This is a genomic window from Rhizobium sp. K33, assembly GCF_056501445.1.
In genome coordinates, this window is sequence record NZ_CP096478.1 from 1754911 (window position 1) to 1779405 (window position 24495).

Sequence of the window (24495 nt, forward strand, 5' to 3'; positions counted from 1 at the left end):
GCCATCGCAATATGGGCCGCAGGCCTTACCTTTTCCACAACGGCATCACGATTTCGTTCCGAGAGGTCACCATCGACCGGAAAGCCAGCATTTCCAATCGCCTGCGCTTTCGGCTAGGATCGCAGCATGACCAAAGCGCGACCGATCCTCTCCTGGCTTTCACTTCCCCTGCTGTTCGGCGTGACGGCAGGACCACTGATGGCAGACGAACTGAAGCTCGCGGTCGTGGCGCCGAAGACAGGTCCCTTCGCGGTGCTCGGCGATCAGGTGCGCCAGGGGGCCGCGCTCGCCGCCGGCAAACTGTCCATCACGCTCGTGGAGATCGACGAGAACTGCGACGAAGGCAGCGGACAAGCCATCGCCGAAGCGATCACGGCAGCGGAGGCAAAGGCTGCGATCGGCTTCCTTTGCAGCGAAAGCCTGAAGGGCGCTCTGCCGGACCTCGCCAAAGCCGATATTACCGCCTTCACGCTCTCGGTCCGCTGGAAAGGCCTGATGGAGGATGCGCTGAAAGCCGGCTGGCCGCTGTTCCGCCTCGCGCCCAATGGCGATCAGGAGGCCGCAAAGCTCTCCGAGATCATTCTGCGGGACTGGGCGGGCGAACCGGTCGCCCTTCTGGAGGACGGCACGATTCGTGGCCGCGAACTGACGGAGGCGATCCGCATCAGTTTGGAAGAGCGTGGGCTGAAACCGGCCTTCATCGACACCTTCCGGCCCGGACAGGAGCAGCAACTGGCCCTTGTCCGCCGGTTAAAGACGGCAGGTGTCACGCATGCCTTCGTCGGTGGAGACAGGAACGACGTGGCAATCATAGCTCGCGACGCCAAGCAGGAGAAGATGGCGCTCACCTTGCTCGGGGGCGAAGCCATGCGGGCAGCCGATGATCCGGTGCCGCTCGAAGATGGCGTGCTTGCCGTCGGGCTGATCGAGAAGCCGCAGGAACCCGCTGCAACACAACTGGCGACAGAACTCCAGGCGGCGGAGCTCGAACCGAAAGGCTATCTCATGCCGGCCCACGCCGCCGTCACGATCCTCGCGGATGCCTGGGGCATCTCATCGGCCATGGGCACGCCGGTGACCGATGCGCTCATCGGCACGACCTTCGAGACGGCGCTCGGTCCGATCACCTTCGGCGAAGATCATGAGCTGAGCGAGAACCCCTATCGCCTTTTGCAATGGCAGGGGGATGCTTTCGTGCCCGTGGCCGAGCCCACGCAATGATGAGCCTTGCGAAGGATCAGTCGCGATAGGGCCAGAAGGCCTGGCTGAACACGCCACCATCGACCCAGATCGTCTGCCCGGTCACAAAAGCCGATTGCGGTCCGGCGAGGAAGAGGATCGGCCCGGCGATATCCTCGGGCGTGCCGACGCGGCGAAGCGGCGTCACATCACCCCAGGTCTTGGCATAATCGGGCGCTTCCGCTTGGGTTCGTGCCGTCTCGATTGCACCGGGGGCGATGCAATTGACCCTGATCTGATGCGGTCCAAGCTCGACAGCGGACACCTTGGTCAACTGTTCGATGCCCCCCTTGGAGGCGGTGTAGTCGACGAGTTTCGGAAAGGCGTGTTTGTTGCAGCCGGAGCCGAGATTGATGATCGAACCTCCCTTGCCCGCCTCGACCATCCGCCGCGCCACGCGCTGCGTATTGAGGAACGTGCCCTTGAGATTGGTGCTGATGACGGCATCCCAGCGGTCTTCTGAAAGCTCGAGCATCGAAGCCCAGGTCTGGATGCCGGCATTGTTGACGAGGACGTCCGGCACCTGTCCGGCCCATGCGATCACCTCGTCCAGAAACACCTCGATGGCCGCGCTGTTGGCAACCTCGCATTCGCGGCCGATCGCGCGCCCGCCAAGGGCCGCGGCCTCTTTCTCGACCTCCGATGCCGCATCATGCTGCCCAAGATGGCTGAACGCGACGTCATACCCTTCTCGCACGAAGGCCGAGACCAGATGCCGGCCGATGCCGGAACTGCCGCCGGTGATGATCGCGAACTTGGCCATGTCGTCCTCCCAGACTGCTTTTCTTTGGCCGAGGGATGAAGCGAGCAAGCGTGATCGTCAAGGGTGCCGGACCCGGAAAGCGACCGCTTCTCATCCAAAGGCATGGTTGCCGGTGGGGGTGGCCGGTGCTATGCGGACGCCCAACAGTCGCCCTACCCTCGCGAGGAGCCTTAGATGACCCGTCCTCTTCTGATTTCGCCTTCCATCCTCGCCTCGGATTTCTCGCGTTTGGGCGAGGAAGTCCGCGATGTCGTCGAGGCCGGCGCCGAATGGGTGCATCTCGACGTGATGGATGGTCATTTCGTGCCGAACATCTCCTTCGGCCCCGCGATCATCAAGGCGCTTCGTCCTCGGACCAAGGCGGTCTTCGACTGCCATCTGATGATTGCGCCGGCCGATCCCTATCTCGCAGCCTTCGCCGATGCCGGCTGCGACATCATCACGGTTCACGCCGAAGCCGGTCCGCATCTGCATCGCTCGCTGCAGACCATCCGCGGGCTCGGCAAGAAGGCCGGCGTTTCGCTCAATCCGGCAACGCCTCTCTCGGCAATCGAGCATGTGATGGATGATCTGGATCTGATCCTGATCATGAGCGTCAACCCCGGCTTCGGCGGCCAGAAATACATTCCCGCCATGACCGACAAGATCGCCAAGGCGCATGCCTTGATCGGCAACCGTCCGATCGATCTGGAGGTGGATGGCGGCGTCGCCGCCGACAACGCGGCCGAAATCGCCAAGGCTGGTGCCAATGCCCTGGTTGCGGGCTCGGCGATCTTCAAGGGCAAGGGCGTTGACGACTACCGCAAGACGGTCGACACTCTCAGGCAGGCAGCCCTGGGAGGTCGCGGTTGAGGTCACAGCTTTCTGCCATTGCGCTCTCGCTTCTGTCGGCCTCTGCCGCAGGCGCGGGGGACGTGGCGGAGATGCGGCCGATCGGTTATTCACCGGATGGCAGATATTTCGCCTTCGAACAGTTCGGCGAGCAGGATGGCTCCGGCTTCGCCTATGCCGAAGTCCAGGTGATCGACACCGAAACGGACCGCTATGTCGAGGGCACGCCGGTCAGGGTTCTCATTCAGCGCGAGGAAGCCTCGATCGGCGAGGCGCGTCGCCAGAGCCTTGAACAGGCCAAGGCAATCCTAGAAGCACGCAAGATCGGCGACGATCCGGGCCATGTGGTGGCTCTGACACCCATCGGCGAGCTGACCGAGAAGACGCGAGACCTGCGCTATCAGGCCTTTCCGAGCTTCTATGTCTCGGAGGGCATTCACCGGATCTTTCTCGAAGAGTTTGAGGCCAAGGGTGAAGACCTCTGCGAAAGCATGGACGTCGAAGTGCGTGGCTTTGCACTGTCCGTCGCCAGTGACGCAAAGCCAGATGAGCGGCGCGAGGTCTATCGCGACCAGGCCGTTCCGAAGAGCCGCAACTGCCCCAGCGCCTATGCCATCGGCGGCGTGGTAACGCCTGGCTATGGCTCCTCTGCGCCGCATATGGTTCTGGTGCAGGTCGTATCCCTGGGCTTCGAGGGCAACAATCTGCGCTGGCTGGCCGTCCCGGTGAAGCCTTGACCGGGGGACGCTGGCTTCCCTCCGCTCGGTTCTGGATGCTCGGCGCGCTGGGCTGGGGACTGGCCATGGCGGCGAGCTTTCTTCTCTCCATCCATCTTTTCAGTCGCGCGACCGGCAGCCACGACCTCATCCTGACGGTGATCTATGCCGGTGGCGGGATCCTGGGATGGGTCGTTGCCCTGCCGCTGATCCACATCCTCACTGTCGGACGCCAGCCGCAGATTGTCCTGGCCGGCTGGATATTGCTCCTCGGCATCGTGACGATCGGCGCGACGGCCGGCCTCTATGCGCTACAGTACCGCTATTTCTATGCCCACTGGCACGCCCCTTTCGCGACCCGCATCGGGGGTTATCAGCTGATCTACACGACGGCGGTCGCACTCTATCAGTTCGCTGTTCTGGGCCTGCGCCATCTCCTACCGGTCGGATTGGTCCTGCTTCTTGCCGTGAGCATCTTCATGGCCCGCCGCAGCCGTTGAGCTTGCTGCCCCACTTTGCTAAGGGGGGCCAGAATTTTCCCATGTCCAACGAAAGACGAGCCCGATGATCCCGCGTTACTCCCGGCCGGAAATGGTCGCCATCTGGTCCCCCGAAACCAAGTTCCGCATCTGGTTCGAGATCGAGGCCCATGCCTGCGACGCGCTCGCTGATCTCGGCGTGATCCCGAAGGAATCCGCCCGCACCATCTGGGAAAAGGGTGGACCGGCCGAATTCGACGTCGCCCGCATCGACGAGATCGAGGCCGTCACCAAGCATGACGTCATCGCCTTCCTGACGCATCTCGCCGAGTTCATCGGCCCTGACTCGCGCTTCGTCCACCAGGGCATGACCTCGTCGGACGTGCTCGACACGACACTCAACATCCAGCTGGTGCGTGCCGCCGACATCCTGATCGCCGACATGGACCGCGTGCTGGCAGCCCTGAAGGCGCGCGCCTTCGAGCACAAGGACACTGTTCGTATCGGCCGCAGCCACGGCATCCATGCCGAGCCGACGACCATGGGTCTGACCTTCGCCCGCTTCTATGCCGAAATGGCCCGCAACCGCGATCGTCTGGTCAATGCCCGGGCGGAAGTCGCAACCGGCGCGATCTCCGGCGCCGTTGGCACCTTCGCCAACATCGACCCGCGCGTCGAAGAGCATATCTGCGCCAAGCTCGGCCTCGTGCCGGAGCCGATCTCGACCCAGGTCATCCCGCGCGACCGCCATGCGATGTTCTTCGCCACGCTCGGCGTCATCGCCTCGTCCATCGAAAACGTCGCGATCGAGATCCGCCACATGCAGCGCACGGAAGTGCTGGAGGCGGAAGAATTCTTCTCGCCAGGCCAGAAGGGCTCGTCCGCCATGCCGCACAAGCGCAACCCGGTTCTGACCGAAAACCTGACGGGCCTTGCCCGCCTCGTGCGCATGTCGGTGACCCCGGCGCTCGAGAACGTGGCCCTGTGGCATGAGCGCGACATCAGCCATTCGAGCGTCGAGCGTGCGATCGGCCCGGATACGACCATCACCCTCGACTTCGCCCTGAACCGCCTCGCCAGCGTCATCGAAAAACTCGTGATCTACCCCGAGAACATGTTGAAGAACATGAACAAGTTCAAGGGTCTGGTCATGAGCCAGCGCGTCCTCCTGGCGCTCACCCAGGCCGGCGTGTCGCGTGAGGACAGCTATCGTCTCGTCCAGCGCAACGCGATGAAGGTCTGGGAAAAGGGCGCCGACTTCCTTGAGGAACTGCTGGCCGACGAGGAAGTTCGTGCCGCCCTGTCGGAAGAGGACATCCGCGAAAAATTCGACCTCGGCTATCACACCAAGCATGTCGACACGATCTTCAAGCGCGTTTTCGGCTGATTTCCATCAGGCGATCTGACATGACGAGGGGGCGCGAAACATTCGCGCCCCTTTTCGTTTGAGAGGAAAGACCCTTGCGGCACCTGTTGCGCCTGATGCTTGCAGTGATCTCGCTGTCCGCGAGCTTCGGCATTGGGCTGCTCAGTGGTCACGAATACGGCTGGATGGCCGAATTCGATGCGAGCCTCGATCCCTCGACAATCGAAACCAATGGCGCCCGAGCGCTGGTGCGCATCGTACTGCTGCTCATTGCCTTGGCTGCGGCAGCCATCATGGTGGCGACGACGAAGACTGCGACAAGAAGTAGATACGTGCTGCCTCTTGTCCTGTCCTTGCTCGCAATCGCCGCCTATGGCTTTGGCAGCCGCTGACGCTGCGCCTCAGACCACGAGCCGCCGGTAGAAGTGCCAGGTCGCATGGCCGAGCACGGGCACGATGACGACCAGTCCAACCATCAGGGTTGCCATGCCGATCGCGAGCAGCGCGGCGACCATGAGACCCCAGGCGGCGACCGGAACAGGATTGGCAAGGCTCGCCCTGACCGATGTCGAGACGGCGGATGCAGCGCCACAATCGCGGTCGAGCAGCATGGGAAACGCCACGATGCTGATGACGAGCGCAATCAGCGCCAGAACGAAGCCGAAGGCATTGCTCCAGAACAGGAAGGCAATGGCGTTGGGGTGGTCGAGAATACCGCTGGCGAAGGCAAAGACGCCCGGCGACGGATAATCGCCGATCAATTGCAGGTACAGCCCCCGCGAGACCACCAGCCAGACCATGAAGAGGGTCAGGAGGTAAAGGCTCATCATCAGCAGCGCAGGCAAAGATGGCGACCGCATGAGATCGAGCACATTCGACCAATCGGCCGGCTGACCAAGCTCGCGCCGACGGCTGATTTCCATCAGCCCGAGCGCCAGAAGCGGCCCGACAAGGGCGAAACCGGCGAGAAGCGGGTAGACCATCGGCAGAAGCTCGATGCCGGCACTCCAGCCGATCATGATCGCACCGGCGATCGGATAGATGAGCGCCACGAAGGCGTAATGCGAAGGCTTTTCGCGAAAATCCTCATAACCTTCGCGCAGGGCCGCAAAGACGTCGGACACGCTGATCCGCCGCACTTCGGGCCTGACGATCGTACCGGTGGCATCGGTCATTACATGAAAGGTCGACATTCTCACTTCCTCCTCGAGCAACAGGGTCTGTAAGCTGCAAAGTGAAATGCGTGGGCGACGTCGGGCCAAAGCGGTCGCGACGAGGCGCTGGCTCTTCCTCCCAAGGCCGGGGTGATGAACGCAATGCGCCGGGCAAGGGGGTTAAGCGATTAGGTTATCACCTAAAGGTCTATCTGTCGCCTATTCTCGACGCACGAAGCCGTGAGTCATCTCGTTGCTCGGTGGCTCCCACGTCTCCGCGAGTTGGCCCGCCCTTCCGCCTGCACAAAATCCTAAGCCGCCGGCGGCAAGCAGAATGACCCGTTCAGCGCGATTTTCTGGCGCTGAGCGCGCCGCGAAATCTTGACGTTGCAGCAGCGGAACAGCAGATAGGGGCCATGAAAGTTTCAGAAGCAGACATCCTGATCGTCCCCGGCTACACCAATTCCGGTCCTGACCACTGGCAATCCCGCTGGGAAGCGAAACTGTCCACCGCGCGACGCGTGGAGCAGGCGGAATGGTCGAAGCCCGTACGCGAAGACTGGGTCGCCCGCGTGGCCGAGGAAGTGAACGCCTCGACCAAACCGGTCGTGCTCGTGGGGCATTCGCTGGGCGTACCCGCGATCGTGCACGCTATTCCGGAGATGAAGCAGCGTGTGGCCGGAGCCTTTCTCGTGGCGCCGCCGGACGTTGCCAATCCGGATATACGGCCGAAACATCTGATGACCTTCGGCCCCTACCCGCGCCTTCCGCTTCCCTTCCCGTCGATCATGATCGCGAGCCGCAACGACCCCTTCGGCGAGTATGCCCATGCGGAAGACATCGCCAATGCCTGGGGCTCCTTCCTGATCGATGCCGGCGAATCCGGTCATATCAATGCGGAGTCCGGGCATGGTCCCTGGCCTGAGGGAACCATGGTTTTTGCGCAGTTCCTCGGTCGCCTCTAGGCTTCGGGCATTTAGGACACGGCGCGAGCCGGCAATTGCAAAGACGGCGTTAATCTGGGCGTCGGACGGGAGAGTTTAAAACCTTCTTAAGCGGGCACTCATAAACTTCCTGCAACCGTTCGAAGCCAGGAGCATGATCTTGCGCCCAAAAGCTGCCACCCTCCCCACGCCCGGCGCGGGTGGAATGGAGATCTCCTGCTTCGACTGGCCTGCTGCATGGCTCACCCCGGATGGGATCATCCGCTCGCTGAATGACGCCATGCGCAACGCCCTTGGCGACGATGCGTCGCCAGGCCTAAACGTCGCCACATGCTTCAAGGATGCCGACGCGGCGAAACTGCTGCTCGCGCTCAGCCGGCTGATGGACAACAAGCCGTCGTCGATCGAGATCTCGACGTCAAAGGCTGACCAAAAGCACTTCATCGCCGGCCTGAGCCAGGCCAATTTCAACGGCTCAGGCGACGGCGCTGTTCTGCTCCAGCTGACCGATATCACCGACCTCCGTCGCAAGCTCGACGAGGTTACAATGCGGGAAAGCCGCTGGAATTACGCCCTGGTCGGCTCCACCTCCGGGGTCTGGGACCAGCGCAGTTCCGGCGACTACTATTACTCGGATGTCTGGCGCGAGATCCGCGGCCTGGGGCCCGATGATGCCTTCCCCCCGACCATGGAAGCATGGCTGGAGCTCGTCCACCCGCAGGACCGCGAGCGCGTCTTGCACTGTATCGAGCGGCAAAATGCCGGTGACCCTGATTACAGCGTCTTTCAGTACAGGGAGATGCACAAGCAAGGCCACTATGTCTGGATCGAGTGCCGCGGTGCATGCGTCGAGCGCGATGCGGATGGCAACCCTGCGCGCATCATCGGCACCGACACCGACATTACCGCCCGCAAGCAGCAGGAAGAGTGGCTGGAAGGCCTCTCGCGCCGCCTGAAACTGGCAATCGACATTTCCGGGATCGGCATCTTCGAGACGGACTTCGAAGCCGGCACCAGCGAATGGGACGAAGGGATGCGCCGGATCTTCGAAGTCGAAAACGACTGCGAGGTACAGATCGGCGGCTTTTGGGAGAGCAAGCTGCATCCGGAAGATCGGGCCCGAACGCTTGCCTATGTCGCGGGCAAGATTGCGGAGATGAAGCCCTTTACCGACAACTACCGGATCATCGCCCGGGACGGCAGCACCCGCTACATTCGCTCCAACAGCCTGCCCTTCATGGACCATGACGGGCGGCTGAAGATGATTGGCGTGAACTGGGACGTGACGGAGGACCAGCGCCTCAGACAGGAGCTCGAGCAGCAGAAGACGCTGGCCGAGGCCCGCAATGCCGAGCTGGAACGCACACGGCTCGAAGCCGAGCATTCGGCCATGCACGACTATCTCACCGGGCTGCCCAATCGCCGCTATCTCGAGATGAAGCTTGAGGAGTGGCGGGACAGCAAGGGAGAGCTCGGCACCGGCATCGCCGTGCTTCACATCGACCTCGACCGTTTCAAGCAGATCAACGACACGCTTGGCCACGGTGCCGGCGACGCCATGCTGACACTGGCGGCCAAGATCCTCAGAGACAATATTCGCGTCACCGACTTTGCCGCCCGAATCGGCGGCGACGAATTCGTGGTGCTGATCGATCATGATGGGGCCACACCGGCACTTGCGACCGTTGCCAGCCGCATCATCGCCCAGATGCGGCAGCCGGCCTGGTACAACGGTCAGGAATGCCGCTTCGGCGCCAGCATCGGCATTGCACATAGCCTCACGCGAGACATCGACCCAAAGCAACTGCTGCAGAACGCCGACATCGCGCTCTACAAGGCGAAGTATCTCGGCAGAAATCGCTACGAGTTCTATGTGCCTGCCAGCCGCACACTGCTCGCCGACAGCAATCGCCTTTCGAGCGAGCTCTTAAGAGCGCTGGAAAACGATGAAATCTTTCCGCAGTACCAACTGCAGTTCGACGCACGAACCCGCAATGTGGTCGGGGCGGAGTGTCTGGCCCGCTGGCGCCATCCGACCCGTGGCATCCTTGGCCCAGACAAGTTCCTCACGATCGCCGAGGAATATGGGGTGCTGGCTCAGATCGACGGCCTCATCCTGGAGAAGGCGCTTATCGACCAGGCGGCCTGGCGCGCGGAGGGCATCGCACCGCCCAAGATTTCCGTGAACGTCTCCGCCCGCCGCCTCACCGACCCCGATCTGGCCCGCGGACTGTCTGATCTCGACATCAAGCCCGGCACCGTGTCTTTCGAGCTTCTGGAAAGCGTCTTCCTGGACCGTCAGGATGCTGCCGTCATGAGCAATCTCGACATGCTCCGTCGACTGGCCATCGATATCGAGATCGACGACTTCGGCACCGGCCACGCCTCGATCGTCGGACTTCTGAACCTGAAGCCGACGACACTGAAGATCGACCGACAACTGATCGAGCACGTGCCCGACAGCCAGGAGCAGCGGATCCTCGTCAAGTCGATCATCCAGATCGCCCGCTCGCTCGGCATCAAGGTGACGGCGGAAGGCGTGGAAACCGAAGAGCACGCCCGGATCCTGAGCCGCCTTGGCTGTGATGTCCTGCAGGGTTATGGCCTCGCCCGGCCCAAAAGCTTCGAGGACGTCACGCAGATGCTCAAAGACAAAAAATCCGCCCAGGCATGAGCCGGGGCGGATCGGTATCGACGAAAGACAATTTCGATCAGGAATTCTGGACCTGTTCGATGGCCTGGCCGAGGAACTCGATCATCTTGGCGCGCAGTTCTTCATCGGTGATCGAAACGCCACCAGCCGTCAGGTCGCCCATGACCTTGCGGATCACGTCTTCATCGCCGGCCTCTTCGAAATCGGCAGCAACCACTTCCTTGGCATAGGCATCCGCATCGGCCTTGCCGAGCAGGCCTGCGGCCCAGAGGCCGAGCAGCTTGTTGCGGCGGGCTTCTGCCTTGAAGCGAAGCTCCTGGTCGTGTGCGAACTTGTTTTCGAAGGCCTTTTCACGATCGCTCATGCCGCTCATATCGATCTCCCGTTTTATACCGCCATCGTGCGGTTTCGTTTCCCCATTAATCAAAAGGGAGTACAAAGTGCAATGCAAACTTCCGCGATTCTGGGTCAGTCCCTGGTGGCGCGACGTTTTGGCAGGAAGGGGTGATCTGCGCATTGTGAAAACGAAGGTTTTCCGTTAAGGGACCGCTTCAGAGACCGATCCACTGCGTCCGCGCTTCAGGCGCCGGGATGCCAACCAACAGAGAAAACCATCCATGAACCGTCGCCGCCGCGTTTACGAGGGCAAGGCAAAGATCCTCTATGAGGGTCCCGAGCCCGGCACGCTGATCCAGTTCTTCAAGGACGATGCAACGGCATTCAACAAGAAGAAGCATGAAGTCATCGACGGAAAAGGTGTTCTGAACAACCGCATCTCCGAATACGTCTTCACGCATCTGAACAAGATCGGCATTCCCACACACTTCATCCGCCGCATGAACATGCGCGAGCAGCTGATCAAGGAAGTCGAGATCATTCCGCTCGAGATCGTCGTGCGCAATGTCGCCGCCGGCTCGCTCTCGACCCGGCTCGGCATCGAGGAAGGCATCGTTCTGCCGCGCTCGATCATCGAATTCTACTATAAGTCCGATGCACTCGGTGACCCCATGGTCTCCGAAGAGCACATCACGGCCTTCGGCTGGGCGAACCCCGCCGAGCTCGACGACATCATGGCGCTCGCCATCCGCGTCAACGACTTCCTGTCCGGCCTCTTCCTCGGCATCGGCATCCAGCTCGTCGACTTCAAGATCGAATGCGGCCGTCTCTACGAAGGCGACATGATGCGCATCATACTGGCCGATGAGATCTCTCCGGACAGCTGCCGCCTCTGGGATATCGAGACCCGCGAGAAGCTCGACAAGGACCGCTTCCGCCAGGATCTGGGCGGCCTGCTCGAAGCCTATCAGGAAGTCGCCCGCCGTCTCGGCATCATGAATGAAAACGAACCGATCCGTGGCACGGGCCCGGTTCTCGTCAAGTAAGCTTTGGAGAAGAGATCAGTGATCAAGGCACGTGTCACAGTCACCCTGAAGAACGGCGTTCTGGACCCGCAGGGCAAGGCCATCGAAGGCGCCCTCGGCGCACTCGGTTTCGACGGCGTCGGCCAGGTCCGCCAGGGCAAGGTCTTCGATCTCGAACTCGCCGGCGACGACAAGGCCAAGGCAGAGACCGAGCTGAAGGCCATGTGCGAAAAGCTCCTCGCCAACACGGTTATCGAGAATTATACTATCTCCATCGCCTAAGGGTTGAGGGAGATGCACGATGGCCGAAGTCACAAGCGAATTGATGTTCGAGCTTCTGAAGAAGCTCAATCAGCGATTTGACAAGGTCGACTTTGCCATCAGCGAGTTGCGCGCGGACAATCAGACAATGCGCGCGCAATTACATGCACTGCAGGGTGACGTGAACAACCTGCGCGCAACCGTCGGACACTTCGAAAGCCGATTAGACCGCATCGACAATCGCCTGGAGCTGCGGGAGTTCCAGGAAGCCCAGCTAAGGTTTGAGCCACAGCCATGAAATCAGCCGTCGTCCAGCTCCCAGGCCTCAATCGTGACCGCGACATGATCGCGGCTCTCACCAAGATCTCCGGCCATGCGCCCGTCACGATCTGGCAGACCGAGACTGACATTCCCGATGTAGACCTGATCGTCATTCCGGGCGGCTTCTCCTATGGCGACTACCTGCGTTGCGGCGCGATCGCAGCCCGCATGCCGGTGATGCAGGCGATCAAGGAAAAGGCCGAAAAGGGCGTCAAGGTCATCGGCGTCTGCAACGGCTTCCAGATCCTGGTGGAAGCAGGCATGCTGCCGGGCGCGCTGATGCGCAACACTTCGCTCAAATTCGTCTGCAAGGAAATCAAGCTTGAAGTCGTCAACGCCGATACCGACTTCACCCGCGCCTATGCCAAGGGCCAGATCATCCGCTGCCCCGTCGCCCACCATGACGGCAACTATTTCGCCGATGCCGAAACGCTGAAGGCGATCGAAGGCAATGGCCAAGTGGTCTTCCGTTACGCAGACGGCACCAACCCGAACGGCTCGATGAACGACATCGCAGGCGTCATCAACGCCAAGGGCAACGTGCTCGGCATGATGCCGCATCCGGAAAATCTGATCGAAGCCGCGCATGGCGGCAATGACGGTCGCGGCATCTTCGCCTCCGCGCTGGACGTGATTGCTGCCTGAAGTAAGCTTCGCTTAACCACAGACCTTTAAGGGAAGGCGGCAGTCAGCCGAAAGATCGCCCATGCGCCGCTTCGCCTTCTCCGTCATTCTCCTTGCAGCAACAGGTCTCACGGCCTGCAAGCCTGAGGCTCCCAGGCCCGCAGTGCGTGGACAATCTGCGCTGGACATCATGGAAAAGGTGGCGGTCGCTGCGAACCGCTGCTGGATCAAGTCCGGAGACGCCGCTTTCCGGACCTACCAGCTTTCTCCTGAACTGAGCTCCTTCTCCGGCCGCCCACGTATCCTCCTGGTTCGCAAGGGATCCCGCGACGACCGACCCGTGCTCGTGGTTCAGGCCGAGGGGACGCCCCCTCGCCTCGACGCGTTCGGCCCACTGTTGAACGAAAACGTCGCGCCACGGATCCGCCAGGACGTCGTCCGCTGGGCGAATGGCAGGAACGACTGCTGATCAGAACGGCGGCTGATAAGGCCGCTCGACCAGCAGCAGACGCGACTTCCTGATTTCTCGCTCGGCTACATCTGGCGACAGACCGACATCCCGCAACTGATCTTCGGTCAGTTGTGAGAGATGGACGCGTGTCATCCGCCGCCGCCGCCGAAGTGCCAACGCCCTTCCCGCAGCCTGAATGGTCGCAGCCAGCCACCTCAATCTTGGCGGCTGAACCGGGGCAACCCCGGTCTTCGAACCGATTGTCTCTATTGTCACCATATCGAATATTCCCGATGTCAATTCCTGTGGTGACAGCATATGAATTGACTCCTCTTGGGTGACAATATATAGAATTGTCATCATGACAAATTGGCTCCCTTCCCTTGATACAGGTACTGGCCCGCTTTATGTCCGCATCGCGGATGAAGCGGAAAACGCCATCAAATCAGGCGCACTGCCCAATGGCGCCAAATTGCCGCCGCAGCGCGATCTCGCCTATGATGTCGGGGTGACAATAGGGACAATCTCGCGTGCCTATGCCCTGCTGCGTGAAAGAGGGCTGGTGACAGGCGAGGTCGGTCGCGGCACCTATGTCCAAGGCAACGACGACAGCGGCGCGGCGCCGCCCCGCGATCCCGTGTCGATCAACTATGGCGGCACACGCGCCATTATCCCACCGCCGGGCAAGCTACGCTTCGACACGACGGCCGCAATTGATGTCGGCCAGGCAGGACTGGTCGGACGCATCATGGCGGAGATCGCGTCGGCTCATCCGGGGGAGATTTCGAGCTACACCCGAACCCTCTCCCCCGACTGGCTAGAGGCAGGTCGGCAATGGCTGTCTTCCGGCAGCTGGACACCAGACGCCGAACAGATCCTGCCACAACTCGGCGTCCATGCCGGGGTCAATGCCGTGGTCGCCGCCGTCAGCGTCGCGGGCGACCGGATCGTCTGCGAGCATCTGACCTATTCGCAGGTCTCCCGCAGCGCAAATCTCATGGGCCGGCAGATTGCACTGGTCGATTCGGACCAGGATGGAATCTTGCCGGAGGACTTCGAGCGCGTCTGTGCCCGCGAGCATCCGAAGGCCGCCTTCATCATGTCATCGGGCCAGAATCCGACGCTCGCCTGCCTGCCACTCTCTCGGCGCAAGGACATCGTCGACATCGCGCGCAAATACAATGTCTGGCTGATCGAGGACTATCTCTATGGCGGCATGATCGCAGACGAGATTCCGCTGTTGGCCGAACTCGCGCCAGACCGGACTTTCCTGTTGAACGGCTTGTCGAAATGCGTGGCGGCCGGCGTGCGCGGGGGCTGGGTAGCCTGTCCGCCCCATATGAGCCAGCGCGTCCGCGTGACCCAGAAGATGGTGAGCGGCGGCTTGCCTTTCCTTCTCGCTGAACTTTCCGCCCGGCTGGTGCTGTCGGGTGCCGCAGGCGAAATCCGAGGCAAGGTGCTGGCGGAAATCGGCGCGCGGGAAGCTGTTGTCCGCGAGCTTTTCGCTGGCAAGGACTTCCGCTCCCATGCCCGCCTGCCTTTCTTCTGGCTGAAGCTTCCCGAACCCTGGATGTCAGGCACCTTCAAGCAGGCCGTGCTCGATGCCGATGTCCTGATCGACGACGAGGACGAGTTCAAGCCCGCCCGTTCGTCGCGGGTCTATCACCATGTCCGCGTCGGCTTCAGCGAAGGCAGCGAACGCTCGATTTCGATCGAAGGACTGAAGACGGTCCGGCGCATCCTCGACCAGTCGCCGCTCGGCACCAGCGCCATCGTCTGACCATCGGGAATATGCAAGGCGACCTGCGCCGGAAAGCGGCAGGAAAGGCCTGATTGCGCGCATTTTTCAAGTGCGCCGGGCGCAGGCTTGGGTTATAGGCTGCCTCGAAACCGATCTCCCACCGATCTCCATTGCCCTGAGAGCCAGATGACCGTTTCCAACTCCCGTCCCATCACCGCAGAATTGATCGCAAGCCACGGCCTGAAGCCGGACGAATACGATCGCATCCTGAACCTGATCGGACGCGAGCCGACCTTTACCGAGCTCGGCATCTTCTCGGCGATGTGGAACGAGCACTGCTCCTACAAGTCTTCGAAGAAGTGGCTGAAGACGCTGCCGACCAAGGGTCCGCGGGTCATCCAGGGTCCGGGCGAAAACGCAGGCGTCGTCGATATCGATGACGGCGATGTCGTCGTCTTCAAGATGGAGAGCCACAACCACCCGTCCTATATCGAGCCCTATCAGGGCGCAGCAACCGGCGTCGGCGGCATCCTGCGCGACGTCTTCACCATGGGCGCCCGGCCGGTCGCGGCCATGAACGCCCTGCGCTTCGGCGCGCCTGATCATCCGAAGACCAAGCATCTGGTAGCTGGTGTCGTTGCGGGTGTCGGCGGCTATGGCAATTCCTTCGGCGTTCCCACGGTGGGCGGTGAAGTCGAATTCGACGCCCGCTACAACGGCAACATCCTGGTCAACGCATTCGCTGCCGGCCTTGCCAAGGCGGATGGCATCTTCCTCTCGGAAGCCAAGGGCGTCGGCCTTCCCGTTGTCTATCTCGGTGCCAAGACCGGCCGCGACGGCGTCGGCGGTGCGACCATGGCATCGGCCGAATTCGACGAGTCGATCGAAGAGAAGCGTCCGACCGTCCAGGTCGGCGACCCCTTCACCGAAAAATGCCTGCTCGAAGCCTGCCTTGAGCTGATGAAGACCGGCGCCGTCATCGCCATCCAGGACATGGGTGCTGCTGGCCTCACCTGCTCGGCTGTTGAAATGGGCGCCAAGGGCGACCTCGGCATCGAGCTGCATCTCGACAAGGTGCCGGTGCGCGAAGAGCGCATGACGGCCTACGAGATGATGCTGTCGGAAAGCCAGGAGCGCATGCTTATGGTGCTCGAGCCCTCCAAGGAAGAGGTCGCCAAGGCGATCTTCGTCAAGTGGGGCCTCGACTTCGCGATCGTCGGCTACACGACCGACGACCTGCGCTTCCGCGTCATCCATCAGGGCGAGGAAGTCGCAAACCTCCCGATCAAGGAACTGGGTGACGAGGCTCCGGAATACGACCGTCCGTGGATCGAACCGAAGACCCCTGCCCCGCTGACCGAGAACGACATTCCGGCCGGCGACGTCGCGGACGCGCTCGTGAAGCTCGTCGGCTCCGCCAACAACTCCTCGCGCCGCTGGGTCTACGAACAGTATGACACGCTGATCCAGGGCAACTCGCTGCAGCTTCCGGGCGGCGATGCCGGCGTCATCCGCGTCGAAGGCCACGCCACGAAGGCGCTCGCCTTCTCCTCCGACGTCACCCCGCGTTACGTTGAGGCCGACCCGTTCGAAGGTGGCAAGCAGGCGGTTGCCGAATGCTGGCGCAACATCACGGCGACCGGCGCCCTGCCGCTCGCCGCCACCGACAACCTGAACTTCGGCAATCCCGAGCGCCCCGAGATCATGGGCCAGTTCGTCTTTGCGATCAAAGGCATCGGCGAGGCCTGCAAGGCACTCGACTTCCCGATCGTCTCCGGCAACGTCTCGCTCTACAACGAGACCAATGGCCAGGCCATCCTGCCGACCCCGACGATTGCCGGCGTGGGCCTCATGAAGGACTGGAAGAAGATGGCACGCATCCGCTTTGCCGCTCAGGGCGAAGCGATCCTGCTCGCCGGCGCGCCGTCCGGCTGGGGCACGCATCTTGGCCAGTCCGTCTATCTGCGCGACATCCACGGCCGCACCGACGGTCCCGCACCGCATGTCGATCTCGAGCACGAGAAGAAGGTCGGCGATTTCGTCCGTGGGCTGATCGAAGACGGTCTGGCAACCGCGGTGCATGATTGCTCGTCCGGCGGTCTCGCGCTGGCTGTGGCAGAGATGGCCATGGCCTCGGGTATCGGCGCCCATATCAACGCCCTGACCGACGCCAATCCGGTCGCCGTCTTCTACGGCGAAGACCAGGGCCGTTACGTTCTGACGGTCAAGGAAGCCGATGTCGACCAGGTGCAGGTCCGCGCCGAAGTGGCAGGTGTCTTCTGCCCGTGGATCGGCCGCACCGGTGGCTCGAACGTCGTGCTTGGCGATGCGAAGCCGGTGGCGGTCGAGGACCTGAAGAAGGCGCATGAGGCCTGGTTCCCGGCGCTCATGGACGGCGAGATCGCCTGATCCATTCGATCACATGCCTGTGGAGCATGGGGTAGGCGCCACCTACCCCATTGAAACGCTTCGGCGAATGCACGATAGTTCTCACATTGCTGATTTGCATGAGGGATCCGTTACATGCCGATGAAACCAGGCGACATTGAAGACATGATCAAGGCCGGCATTCCGGGAGCAAAGGTCGTAATCCGCGACCTCGCTGGTGACGGAGATCATTACGCCGCCGAGGTCGTCGCCGAAGCTTTCCGCGGCAAGAGCCGCGTTCAGCAGCACCAGATGGTCTACGACGCGCTGAAGGGCAATATGGGCGGCGTGCTGCACGCTCTGGCATTGCAGACAAGCATTCCCGACTGACCACCGGACTATAGAGAAGATTTTGAAGGCCTGCCGTTCACCGGCGGGCCTTTTTCATGACCTTGCAGGGATGGCCGGCGGCTTCTGCGAATCCAGCGCCTGGAAGGTGTTGGCCGGCAGCGGCCCGGCCGTCATCAGCGTAAAATCGAAGCCGCTCGGCTGGTCCGGTCCCAGCACATATTGCCGATGCATCCGCAGGAAATCGCGCCGGTTTTTCTCATAGCGCGACTGTGACATCGCATGCTTGAAGCGGATGAAGACGAGCCTGGGTTGCGGCGCATCCTTATGACCAGACAGCGCCACCGTATGGCATTTGTAGAGATGGATCGGGTCTGTCAGACACTGAATGTCAAACCAGTCGACATCCGGCCGCCTAGCGAGCGCACCGATGCGACCGCGCAGCACAGCCGCCGATGACAACAGGCTGCATTGGAGAGCCGCACCACCGAGTGTCACGAAGACCAGCCGACGGCCTTTGAGAGCCTCCGGCGCCAGCTCGAACACGCGAGCGATGACCGAGACGGCGAAATTGGCACCCATGCTATGGGAAGTGACGAGGATTTCATCAGCGGGCTCGTCCAGTGCAGCAAGCACCTGAGCAGCGGCCTGATCGATCCAGGAGGCAATCTCCGATCGGTTTTCGGCCACCGCGACGGCGAGCCGCCAGTCAGCTAGCAGATGCAGGACGTGATAGCGGTCCGAGAAGCGGATCACGCCGTAACGAAAGACAAGATAGCCGAGAGGTGCGCAGAGCGCGAACCACCACGCCGAAAGCTCCAAGGCAGTCGGAATGGCCGCGATGTTGACGCCAAGCGCCAGACCGGCCGCCAGGAAAAGGTATGGGAAGAGGAAGAAGAGCCCGAAGCGCCAGGCGTTGCGGAAATAGGCCCATGCGCCGCCCTGGACGACAACATCCCATCCGGCTCTGAAACCTCGTCCGATCTGAGTCCAGAGGGGCTCGACCCGCATCGTCGTGATCAGTGTGTTGTGATCGAAGACATGGATCTTGGCAGAGGTATTCCAGCCGGCAACATCGGCATCAACCGGGAAATGGGCGCCCCGCCTGTCGCAAGCAAGTTCACCGACTTCGAAGCCTGCATTCCAGACCGCTGACGCCTGCGCTGCAGATCGCTTGTAGCGCTGATGGTGGGCTTCGGCGTCCAGTGGCTCGAAACCCGGAAAATGCAGAACAATGCGGCTTTGAATCATGGAGGCAGTCACTCGATCGACGGCCGGCGGCCGCAGGTGGCGCTTGCTAGACGAGAATTGCGCTGATTTAAAGAGCGTATGGAACAAAACCACCTGAAACACAGGGTATATGGGAGGCGAACATCGCGGATCTGCTCGGCACCATCGTGAAGGACGTCGTCGAGGGCGTCCTGAAGGAAATCCTCAAGAAGACCAACCGCAAGGGTACCACCCGTCGGCGCAAGCGCCAGACCCGCTCAGCTACAACTGGGCGTTACGTCCGCAAGACGACGAAGCGGGTCAAGGCACCGGCCCGCAAGCAGGTAAGCCGCCGTCGCACCGCTGCCAAACGCAGCCGTCAGCGCAGCCGCTAATTCGGGCGTGCCACAAACTCGCCACTGGCAAAAGGCGATCCGTGTTGCTATTTCTACGGCAAATCGAAGCTGCCGCCTTGAACGGCATGTGAAAGGAAGAATGACATGAGCGCCCACGATTTCATCGACAACGAAGTCAAGACCAACGACGTAGTCCTGTTCATGAAGGGCAGCCCGCAGTTCCCGCAGTGTGGTTTCTCCGGCCAGGTGGTTCAGATCCTCGACTACCTCGGCGTGGACTACAAGGGCGTGAACGTGCTCGCCGACATGGAAATCCGTGAAGGCATCAAGGCCTATTCCAACTGGCCGACGATCCCGCAGCTCTACATCAAGGGCGAGTTTGTCGGCGGCTGCGACATCGTCCGTGAAATGTTCCAGGCGGGCGAACTTCAGAAGCATTTCGAAGACCAGGGCATCGCCGTCCGCGGCGCTGCCTGACCCCCGGCCGACAGGCCATACAAAATCTCCAGGTTATGAAGGCGTTGTTCAAAGCAACGCCTTCATGCCGTTTCAAGGTCATAATTCATGTCAGATTCATTACAGGCCACGCCCAAAACCCTGGGCGCCATGGGACGTGCCGAATTTATTGCACTGATGGCTTTTCTAATGGCGCTCAACGCGCTCGCCATCGACATCATGCTGCCGGGTCTCCAGGAGATCGGCGCCGCGCTCAACGTCGAGAATGAAAACCACCGGCAATATGTCGTCTCCGCCTATCTGATCGGCTTCGGCATCGCGCAGCTCTTCTACGGCCCGATCGCCGACCGTTTCGGTCGCCGGCTGCCGATGATCTTCGGTCTTGCCATCTATATCATCTCGTCGCTTGCCGTCGTCATGGTGCCGAGCTTCGAAACGCTGCTCTTCCTGCGCTTCATCCAGGGCATCGGCTCCGCCGCGACGCGCGTCATCACCGTTTCGATCGTGCGCGACGTCTTCGGCGGCCGCCAGATGGCGGAAGTCATGTCGCTGATCATGATGGTCTTCATGGTCATCCCGGTCGTCGCGCCCGGCACCGGTCAGGTGATCATGCTCTTCGGCGACTGGCACTGGATCTTCGTCTTCATGGCGGTGATCGCCATGATCGTCGGCGTCTGGATGTATATCCGCCTGCCGGAAACCCTGGCACGGGAAGATGTGCGGCCCTTCACCATCAAGGTGATTTTTGACGGTTTCCGCATCGTCCTGACCGACCGCGTGGCACTCTGTTACACGATCGCCAGCACCTTCATCTTTGGCGCCCTGTTCGGCTTCATCAACTCCGCACAGCAGGTCTATGTCGGGATCTATGGTCTCGGCGTCTGGTTCCCGGTCGCCTTTGCCGGCGTCGCCCTGTTCATGGCCTTGTCGTCCTTTGTCAATGCCAAGCTGGTCGGTCGTTTCGGCATGCGCAAGCTGTCGCACGGCTCGCTGCTCGGCTTTATCGCGATCAACTTCATCTGGCTGATCGTTCAGGTCGTGGGCCCTCAGCCCATGCCCTTCTTCTTGTTCATCGGCTTCTTTGCACTGGCGATGTTCCAGTTCGGCTGGATCGGCTCGAACTTCAACTCGCTCGCCATGGAGCCGCTCGGCCACGTCGCCGGCACCGCGTCCTCGGTTCTGGGCTTCATGGGCACGATCGGTGGCTCGATCATCGGCGCCGCGATCGGCCAGGCCTTCAACGGCACGGCTTTGCCCATGGTGGCCGGCTTCTTCGTGGTCGGCATCATCGGCCTCGTCTTCGTCCTGATCGGCGAAAAGGGTCGCCTGTTCCAGGCGCACAACAAGCCGGTCTGAACGGCGCAAATGCAATCGACACAAGAAGGCCCGGTCAATGCCGGGCCTTTTCAGTTTCAGTCGACGGTAAAGATCCGTTCCCGCAATTCCTGCCAGGCATCCGCATCCGATGCCACGAGCAGCCCGCCGGAGGTGTGGTGCGGCAGATAGGGCGAACCATCGAAGCGTGCGACATGGGCACCCGCTTCCTGCATCATCAGGGCACCTGCAAGGTGATCCCAGGGCATCAGCTTATTGTACATGGCAAAATCCATGTGTCCCTGGCCCAGCAGACGATATTCGTGCGCTGCGCAGCGATAGCTGGTGAAGAGCCGCACCTCGGCGAGATTTGAAAGGATCCTGCGGCGCGTCTCGATGTCGAAGAAGCCGGTATTGGCGATCCCGATCATCTGCTCGAGCGGGCCGCTGGGACGCACCTGCATCTGCTCCTGCGAGCCATCCGGTCGGTAGAGCCACGCGCCCGAGCCCTTTTCGACCAGAGCCCAGTCGTTGCCGATAGGGTCATAGATGACACCGCCGACGGTTTCGCCTTTGGAGACCACGGCCAGGATCATCCCGAACAGGGTGAGGCCGGAGGCGAAGTTGAAGGTTCCGTCGATCGGATCGACCACGACGGCAAGCTCCGCACCCTGCAGACGATCGAGCAGGGCCGGGTCTGCTGCGACCGTTTCCTCGCCGACGAAGAGTGCATCGGGCATCAGGCGCTCGATCCCCTTGCGGATGACGCGTTCGGCGGCCTCATCAGCCTCGGTCACGAGGTCGATCGCTTCCGTCTTCATCCTGACGTCGTCATCCCCGAGATTGCGGAAGCGCGGCAGGATCTCCTCCACGGCGGCCTCCTGCAGGAGATTGGCAAGGGCGGCGATGTCGATGGCGGCTGTCATGGGCGTCTCCTTGTGGGTGTAATGGACGCACGCTTCGACATACGATCCAGTCACCCGTCTTCTAGCGTGCCGATAAGGGCGAAGTACAGGCCCAAGCATGTGGCAATCCGGTTGTCAGCCGGCCTGAATCATGCATGAATTCGGAACAACTGCATTCCCAGGATCTTCTTCCGACATGATCTCCAGACGCGCCCTCCTCTCTCATGCCTCCCTGATCCTTGCCGCTTCCGTCCTGCCCGCCGAGGCCGCCAAGCCTCGCAAGCCGAAGCTCGCAACGGGCCAGGTTTATCTCTTCCGCGGTTTCGCCAACATTTTCTCGACCGGGCTCGACACGCTCGGCAAGCAGCTTGCCGCGGACGGGATCAAGGCGGAGGTTCTGTCGCTGCCAAATGCGCAGGCCTTCGCCCGCAAGATCGCGGATCGCTACCGGGAATCGAAGGATGCCCGCCCGATCGTGCTTGTCGGTCACTCGCTGGGCGCGGACATGACCTTCTCGATCGCCTCCGCCCTGCAGCCGATGAAGATCCCGGTGGCGCTGATCCTGAGCTTCGACCCGACAGGCAAGGGTCCGGTGCCCGGCAACGTGAAGAAGACGCTGAACTTCTATACCGGGGGTGAAAACCTCTGGTCGCCTGTTCTGCCCGCCCCCGGCTTCAAGGGCGAGCTCGCCAACATAAACCTGCGCCAGGGCGAAACCGCCATCAAGGGTATCGGCCACTTCAACATCGACAAGAACCCGGCCCTTCACGACCGCGCCATCAAGGAAATCACGCAGGCGCTTCGCAAGCGCTGACGCGGTCAGAAGATGCCGGGAATGAGACGTTTGGTCCGGGCGCTGTAGGCGTCATATTCCGCACCGAACGTGTCGCGCATCATTGCCTCCTCGCGGGATTGACGGACGGCGTAAAGCGCAAGCACGGCGGCGAGCCCGGCAAAACCCGCAATCCAGTTCGGGATCAGCAGCGCCTGGGTGACGCCCCAGAGCAGAAACGAGGCATACATCGGGTGGCGGACATGGGCGTAAACGCCCTGAGTCACCAGCTGATGGCCTTCGCGCACTTCCAGCGTCACCGACCAGTTCTTACCGAGATCCTTGTGGCTGCGGCGGAAGAGCCAGAGGAAGGCGATGCCGCTCAAAAGGCCTAGGATCAGCGGGATGATCCCCTGCCCGCGATCGGCAAACCCATCAAAGGCATGCAGGCGCCAGAGGATCGGCAGCACGACGAGGCCGACGGTGCAGAGAACCAGCAGCGAAATATCGAGGGTGGAGCGGCGATCGACCCGGGTCTTCTGCCGGCGTGCGCGACGCATGGCCGGATAGCGCATGGCGCACCAGGTCACCAGCATCAGGGCCCAGAGGATGAAGGATACGCGCGTCATGATACTGTCTCTGTCATTGCACCGGCATCTGCCGCAATCGGCAGCCGGTCGTTTCTTACGGCCTCGATCGGGCGCGTGCCACAGCAGATCATGAAGAAATCATAGAAATAGCGCCGGCTGTTGGCCGAGATAAACTGATAGTGAACCCGGAAGAAGTTCTTCTGCACCCGCTTGTAGGCCGCGCGTTCGAGCATGTCGCGAAAGCGGACCTGGAACTGGCGCGGAAAAACGTCCGACCGCTGGTGGGTCAGCCCGGCACGGGCGTAAGGGTCACATTTGTAGAAGTTGATGATGTCGGTCAAAGCCTGGAATTCGACCCACCGGATCCCATGATGCCGCGCTAGCGCCTCAAGCCGTTCTCCCGCGCGCTTCGCCTTCGGATGAAGCGCCACCTTGAGCGAGGTCGAGCCCACCGTCACGAGCTTGAAATCGGCATTTTTGCCCTCGGACGAGAGGTGTTCGGCAAGCCGGTGCGCGACATCGAGAATAAGCGCGCCGCCGGTGGAGTGGCCGATCAGAAGCACTTCGTCGTAGTCGGTCGCCGCAGTCCGCTTCGCGATCAGCGATGCCCAGTCGTCGATGCGGGCGTCCATCTCGGGCCGCCGGCAATGCAGATGCTCCCGGCTGAAGGACCAGAGATCCATCAGGTGGAAGACGAAGTAGCGGCGTCCGATGAAGCGCCCGACCCCATAGGCGACGCTGGCGCCGACAAGCATCGGCAAGACGGGGCCGCCTGGCAGGGCCAAGAGACCAGTCAGCCGATAGGCGATGGTACCGAGCCAGGCAAAGAGGACCAGCATCACGAAGGGATAGAGAAAATAGAGGGCAAAGCGCCAGTTGCTCGAGAAGAAGCGGAACATCGTGCCGCTGAAGACATAGTCGAAGAAGGCGACCAGATAGACCCCGAGCCGCACGAGGAAGGGCCGCGCGCCATCCCGTTTGACGATGTCATCGAAGCTCAAGAAGGTGATGTCCGAGCGGCAGGCACCGTCAGGACCGAGATAGTTCGCGATCGCAGTCGTTGCCACCGCGCCGGTCGCCTCAACCGGTGCGCCGAGCTTTGCCTCGACGGACCAGCATTTGCAGAAGCGCTCCATCTCGCGGCCGATGCGCCGGAAGAAGCCGGCAGCATCGTTGCGTTCATAGCCTCCGACGAGAAAGACGGCACGCTTCGACACCGAAGGCTGAGCGACCTCAGACATTCCTACTCCCACGCATTGCGGGGGGGCCGACAC

At 61.7% G+C, this 24495-nt stretch carries 28 protein-coding genes; 20 read left to right on the top strand and 8 right to left on the bottom strand.

Annotation, left to right across the window (positions count from 1 at the left end; genetic code table 11):
• The first annotated feature begins 126 nt into the window (after window positions 1-126).
• Window positions 127-1221 (top strand): ABC transporter substrate-binding protein, encoded by a 1095-nt coding sequence (locus tag M1E12_RS08760; protein ID WP_479564416.1) that lies wholly within the window; start codon window positions 127-129, stop codon window positions 1219-1221.
• Between the two features lie 16 nt (window positions 1222-1237).
• Here the strand turns inward: M1E12_RS08760 and M1E12_RS08765 are convergent, their stop codons facing one another.
• A complete protein-coding gene (locus M1E12_RS08765; protein WP_113459590.1) occupies window positions 1238-2002 on the bottom strand; it encodes an SDR family oxidoreductase in 765 nt (254 codons plus the stop codon).
• Between the two features lie 174 nt (window positions 2003-2176).
• On the opposite strand from M1E12_RS08765, the gene rpe reads away from it, so the two are divergent.
• The 5 genes from rpe (at window position 2177) to M1E12_RS08790 (ending at window position 5786) form a co-directional block, all read left to right on the top strand.
• Window positions 2177-2854 (top strand): ribulose-phosphate 3-epimerase, encoded by a 678-nt coding sequence (gene rpe, locus M1E12_RS08770; RefSeq protein WP_479564417.1) that lies wholly within the window; start codon window positions 2177-2179, stop codon window positions 2852-2854.
• Window positions 2851-3570, top strand: coding sequence for a DUF2259 domain-containing protein (locus M1E12_RS08775; protein ID WP_479564418.1), 720 nt, complete (start codon window positions 2851-2853; stop codon window positions 3568-3570). The genes rpe and M1E12_RS08775 overlap by 4 nt, the downstream gene beginning before the upstream one ends.
• The gene (locus M1E12_RS08780) at window positions 3567-4049 is read left to right on the top strand and encodes a hypothetical protein (protein WP_479564419.1); all 483 of its coding nucleotides are present in this window, start codon (window positions 3567-3569) and stop codon (window positions 4047-4049) included. The genes M1E12_RS08775 and M1E12_RS08780 overlap by 4 nt, the downstream gene beginning before the upstream one ends.
• Window positions 4050-4113: 64 nt before the next feature.
• Complete coding sequence (gene purB, locus M1E12_RS08785; protein WP_479564420.1) at window positions 4114-5415, top strand: adenylosuccinate lyase; 1302 nt, start codon at window positions 4114-4116, stop codon at window positions 5413-5415.
• Between the two features lie 74 nt (window positions 5416-5489).
• Window positions 5490-5786, top strand: coding sequence for a hypothetical protein (locus tag M1E12_RS08790; protein WP_479564421.1), 297 nt, complete (start codon window positions 5490-5492; stop codon window positions 5784-5786).
• Between the two features lie 9 nt (window positions 5787-5795).
• Here the strand turns inward: M1E12_RS08790 and M1E12_RS08795 are convergent, their stop codons facing one another.
• Complete coding sequence (locus M1E12_RS08795; protein WP_310239259.1) at window positions 5796-6587, bottom strand: DUF2189 domain-containing protein; 792 nt, start codon at window positions 6585-6587, stop codon at window positions 5796-5798.
• Between the two features lie 377 nt (window positions 6588-6964).
• Between M1E12_RS08795 and M1E12_RS08800 the strand changes: the two genes are divergently transcribed.
• Together M1E12_RS08800 and M1E12_RS08805 are read left to right on the top strand one after the other, a co-directional pair.
• Window positions 6965-7513: an RBBP9/YdeN family alpha/beta hydrolase gene (locus M1E12_RS08800; protein ID WP_136541668.1), complete on the top strand. Its 549-nt coding sequence runs from the start codon at window positions 6965-6967 to the stop codon at window positions 7511-7513.
• A gap of 139 nt (window positions 7514-7652) precedes the next feature.
• Window positions 7653-10166: a sensor domain-containing protein gene (locus M1E12_RS08805; protein ID WP_479564422.1), complete on the top strand. Its 2514-nt coding sequence runs from the start codon at window positions 7653-7655 to the stop codon at window positions 10164-10166.
• 37 nt (window positions 10167-10203) lie between these two features.
• Here the strand turns inward: M1E12_RS08805 and M1E12_RS08810 are convergent, their stop codons facing one another.
• Complete coding sequence (locus tag M1E12_RS08810; RefSeq protein ID WP_136541664.1) at window positions 10204-10518, bottom strand: DUF1476 domain-containing protein; 315 nt, start codon at window positions 10516-10518, stop codon at window positions 10204-10206.
• A 244-nt stretch (window positions 10519-10762) separates the two neighbouring features.
• Here M1E12_RS08810 and purC point away from each other — a divergent pair, with 244 nt between their 5' ends.
• The 5 genes from purC to M1E12_RS08835 all read left to right on the top strand — a co-directional run bounded on the left by purC (window position 10763) and on the right by M1E12_RS08835 (window position 13181).
• Window positions 10763-11527, top strand: coding sequence for a phosphoribosylaminoimidazolesuccinocarboxamide synthase (gene purC, locus M1E12_RS08815; protein ID WP_113459581.1), 765 nt, complete (start codon window positions 10763-10765; stop codon window positions 11525-11527).
• An 18-nt stretch (window positions 11528-11545) separates the two neighbouring features.
• Window positions 11546-11788, top strand: a complete 243-nt coding sequence (purS, locus tag M1E12_RS08820; protein WP_113376567.1) for a phosphoribosylformylglycinamidine synthase subunit PurS — start codon at window positions 11546-11548, stop codon at window positions 11786-11788.
• Window positions 11789-11807: 19 nt separating this feature from the next.
• Window positions 11808-12065 carry a hypothetical protein gene (locus tag M1E12_RS08825; RefSeq protein ID WP_102020215.1) on the top strand — a complete coding sequence of 86 codons (258 nt, stop codon included), beginning with the start codon at window positions 11808-11810 and terminating at the stop codon, window positions 12063-12065.
• Window positions 12062-12733 (top strand): phosphoribosylformylglycinamidine synthase subunit PurQ, encoded by a 672-nt coding sequence (purQ, locus tag M1E12_RS08830; protein WP_479564423.1) that lies wholly within the window; start codon window positions 12062-12064, stop codon window positions 12731-12733. The genes M1E12_RS08825 and purQ overlap by 4 nt, the downstream gene beginning before the upstream one ends.
• Window positions 12734-12794: 61 nt before the next feature.
• Window positions 12795-13181: a hypothetical protein gene (locus M1E12_RS08835; RefSeq protein ID WP_479564424.1), complete on the top strand. Its 387-nt coding sequence runs from the start codon at window positions 12795-12797 to the stop codon at window positions 13179-13181.
• On the opposite strand, the gene M1E12_RS08840 is transcribed toward M1E12_RS08835, so the two are convergent.
• Window positions 13182-13526 (bottom strand): DUF1127 domain-containing protein, encoded by a 345-nt coding sequence (locus tag M1E12_RS08840; RefSeq protein WP_479564425.1) that lies wholly within the window; start codon window positions 13524-13526, stop codon window positions 13182-13184. It abuts the gene before it with no gap.
• Here M1E12_RS08840 and M1E12_RS08845 point away from each other — a divergent pair.
• The 3 genes from M1E12_RS08845 (at window position 13525) to M1E12_RS08855 (ending at window position 17661) form a co-directional block, all read left to right on the top strand.
• Window positions 13525-14943 carry an aminotransferase-like domain-containing protein gene (locus tag M1E12_RS08845; RefSeq protein WP_479564426.1) on the top strand — a complete coding sequence of 473 codons (1419 nt, stop codon included), beginning with the start codon at window positions 13525-13527 and terminating at the stop codon, window positions 14941-14943. The genes M1E12_RS08840 and M1E12_RS08845 overlap by 2 nt on opposite strands.
• Before the next feature lie 147 nt (window positions 14944-15090).
• On the top strand, window positions 15091-17313 hold the full coding sequence (purL, locus tag M1E12_RS08850) for a phosphoribosylformylglycinamidine synthase subunit PurL (protein WP_479564427.1): 2223 nt from the start codon (window positions 15091-15093) through the stop codon (window positions 17311-17313).
• 114 nt (window positions 17314-17427) lie between these two features.
• Window positions 17428-17661, top strand: a complete 234-nt coding sequence (locus M1E12_RS08855; protein ID WP_054149753.1) for a BolA/IbaG family iron-sulfur metabolism protein — start codon at window positions 17428-17430, stop codon at window positions 17659-17661.
• 54 nt (window positions 17662-17715) lie between these two features.
• Here the strand turns inward: M1E12_RS08855 and M1E12_RS08860 are convergent, their stop codons facing one another.
• Window positions 17716-18870 carry a hypothetical protein gene (locus M1E12_RS08860; protein WP_479564428.1) on the bottom strand — a complete coding sequence of 385 codons (1155 nt, stop codon included), beginning with the start codon at window positions 18868-18870 and terminating at the stop codon, window positions 17716-17718.
• 122 nt (window positions 18871-18992) lie between these two features.
• Here M1E12_RS08860 and M1E12_RS08865 point away from each other — a divergent pair, with 122 nt between their 5' ends.
• The 3 genes from M1E12_RS08865 (at window position 18993) to M1E12_RS08875 (ending at window position 20996) form a co-directional block, all read left to right on the top strand.
• The gene (locus M1E12_RS08865; RefSeq protein WP_310239280.1) at window positions 18993-19223 is read left to right on the top strand and encodes a hypothetical protein; all 231 of its coding nucleotides are present in this window, start codon (window positions 18993-18995) and stop codon (window positions 19221-19223) included.
• Window positions 19224-19328: 105 nt separating this feature from the next.
• Window positions 19329-19661 carry a Grx4 family monothiol glutaredoxin gene (gene grxD / locus M1E12_RS08870; protein WP_113459572.1) on the top strand — a complete coding sequence of 111 codons (333 nt, stop codon included), beginning with the start codon at window positions 19329-19331 and terminating at the stop codon, window positions 19659-19661.
• A 129-nt stretch (window positions 19662-19790) separates the two neighbouring features.
• A complete protein-coding gene (locus M1E12_RS08875; protein ID WP_310239570.1) occupies window positions 19791-20996 on the top strand; it encodes a multidrug effflux MFS transporter in 1206 nt (401 codons plus the stop codon).
• Between the two features lie 56 nt (window positions 20997-21052).
• Here the strand turns inward: M1E12_RS08875 and M1E12_RS08880 are convergent, their stop codons facing one another.
• Window positions 21053-21880: an inositol monophosphatase family protein gene (locus M1E12_RS08880; RefSeq protein WP_479564429.1), complete on the bottom strand. Its 828-nt coding sequence runs from the start codon at window positions 21878-21880 to the stop codon at window positions 21053-21055.
• A 175-nt stretch (window positions 21881-22055) separates the two neighbouring features.
• Between M1E12_RS08880 and M1E12_RS08885 the strand changes: the two genes are divergently transcribed.
• The gene (locus M1E12_RS08885; protein ID WP_310239285.1) at window positions 22056-22673 is read left to right on the top strand and encodes a thioesterase domain-containing protein; all 618 of its coding nucleotides are present in this window, start codon (window positions 22056-22058) and stop codon (window positions 22671-22673) included.
• A gap of 5 nt (window positions 22674-22678) precedes the next feature.
• Here the strand turns inward: M1E12_RS08885 and M1E12_RS08890 are convergent, their stop codons facing one another.
• Together M1E12_RS08890 and M1E12_RS08895 are read right to left on the bottom strand one after the other, a co-directional pair.
• Entirely contained in the window at window positions 22679-23260 is a 582-nt protein-coding gene (locus M1E12_RS08890) for a protein-S-isoprenylcysteine O-methyltransferase (RefSeq protein ID WP_479564430.1), read from the bottom strand.
• Window positions 23257-24462 (bottom strand): alpha/beta fold hydrolase, encoded by a 1206-nt coding sequence (locus tag M1E12_RS08895; protein WP_479564431.1) that lies wholly within the window; start codon window positions 24460-24462, stop codon window positions 23257-23259. The genes M1E12_RS08890 and M1E12_RS08895 overlap by 4 nt, the downstream gene beginning before the upstream one ends.
• Window positions 24463-24495 lie beyond the last annotated feature (33 nt).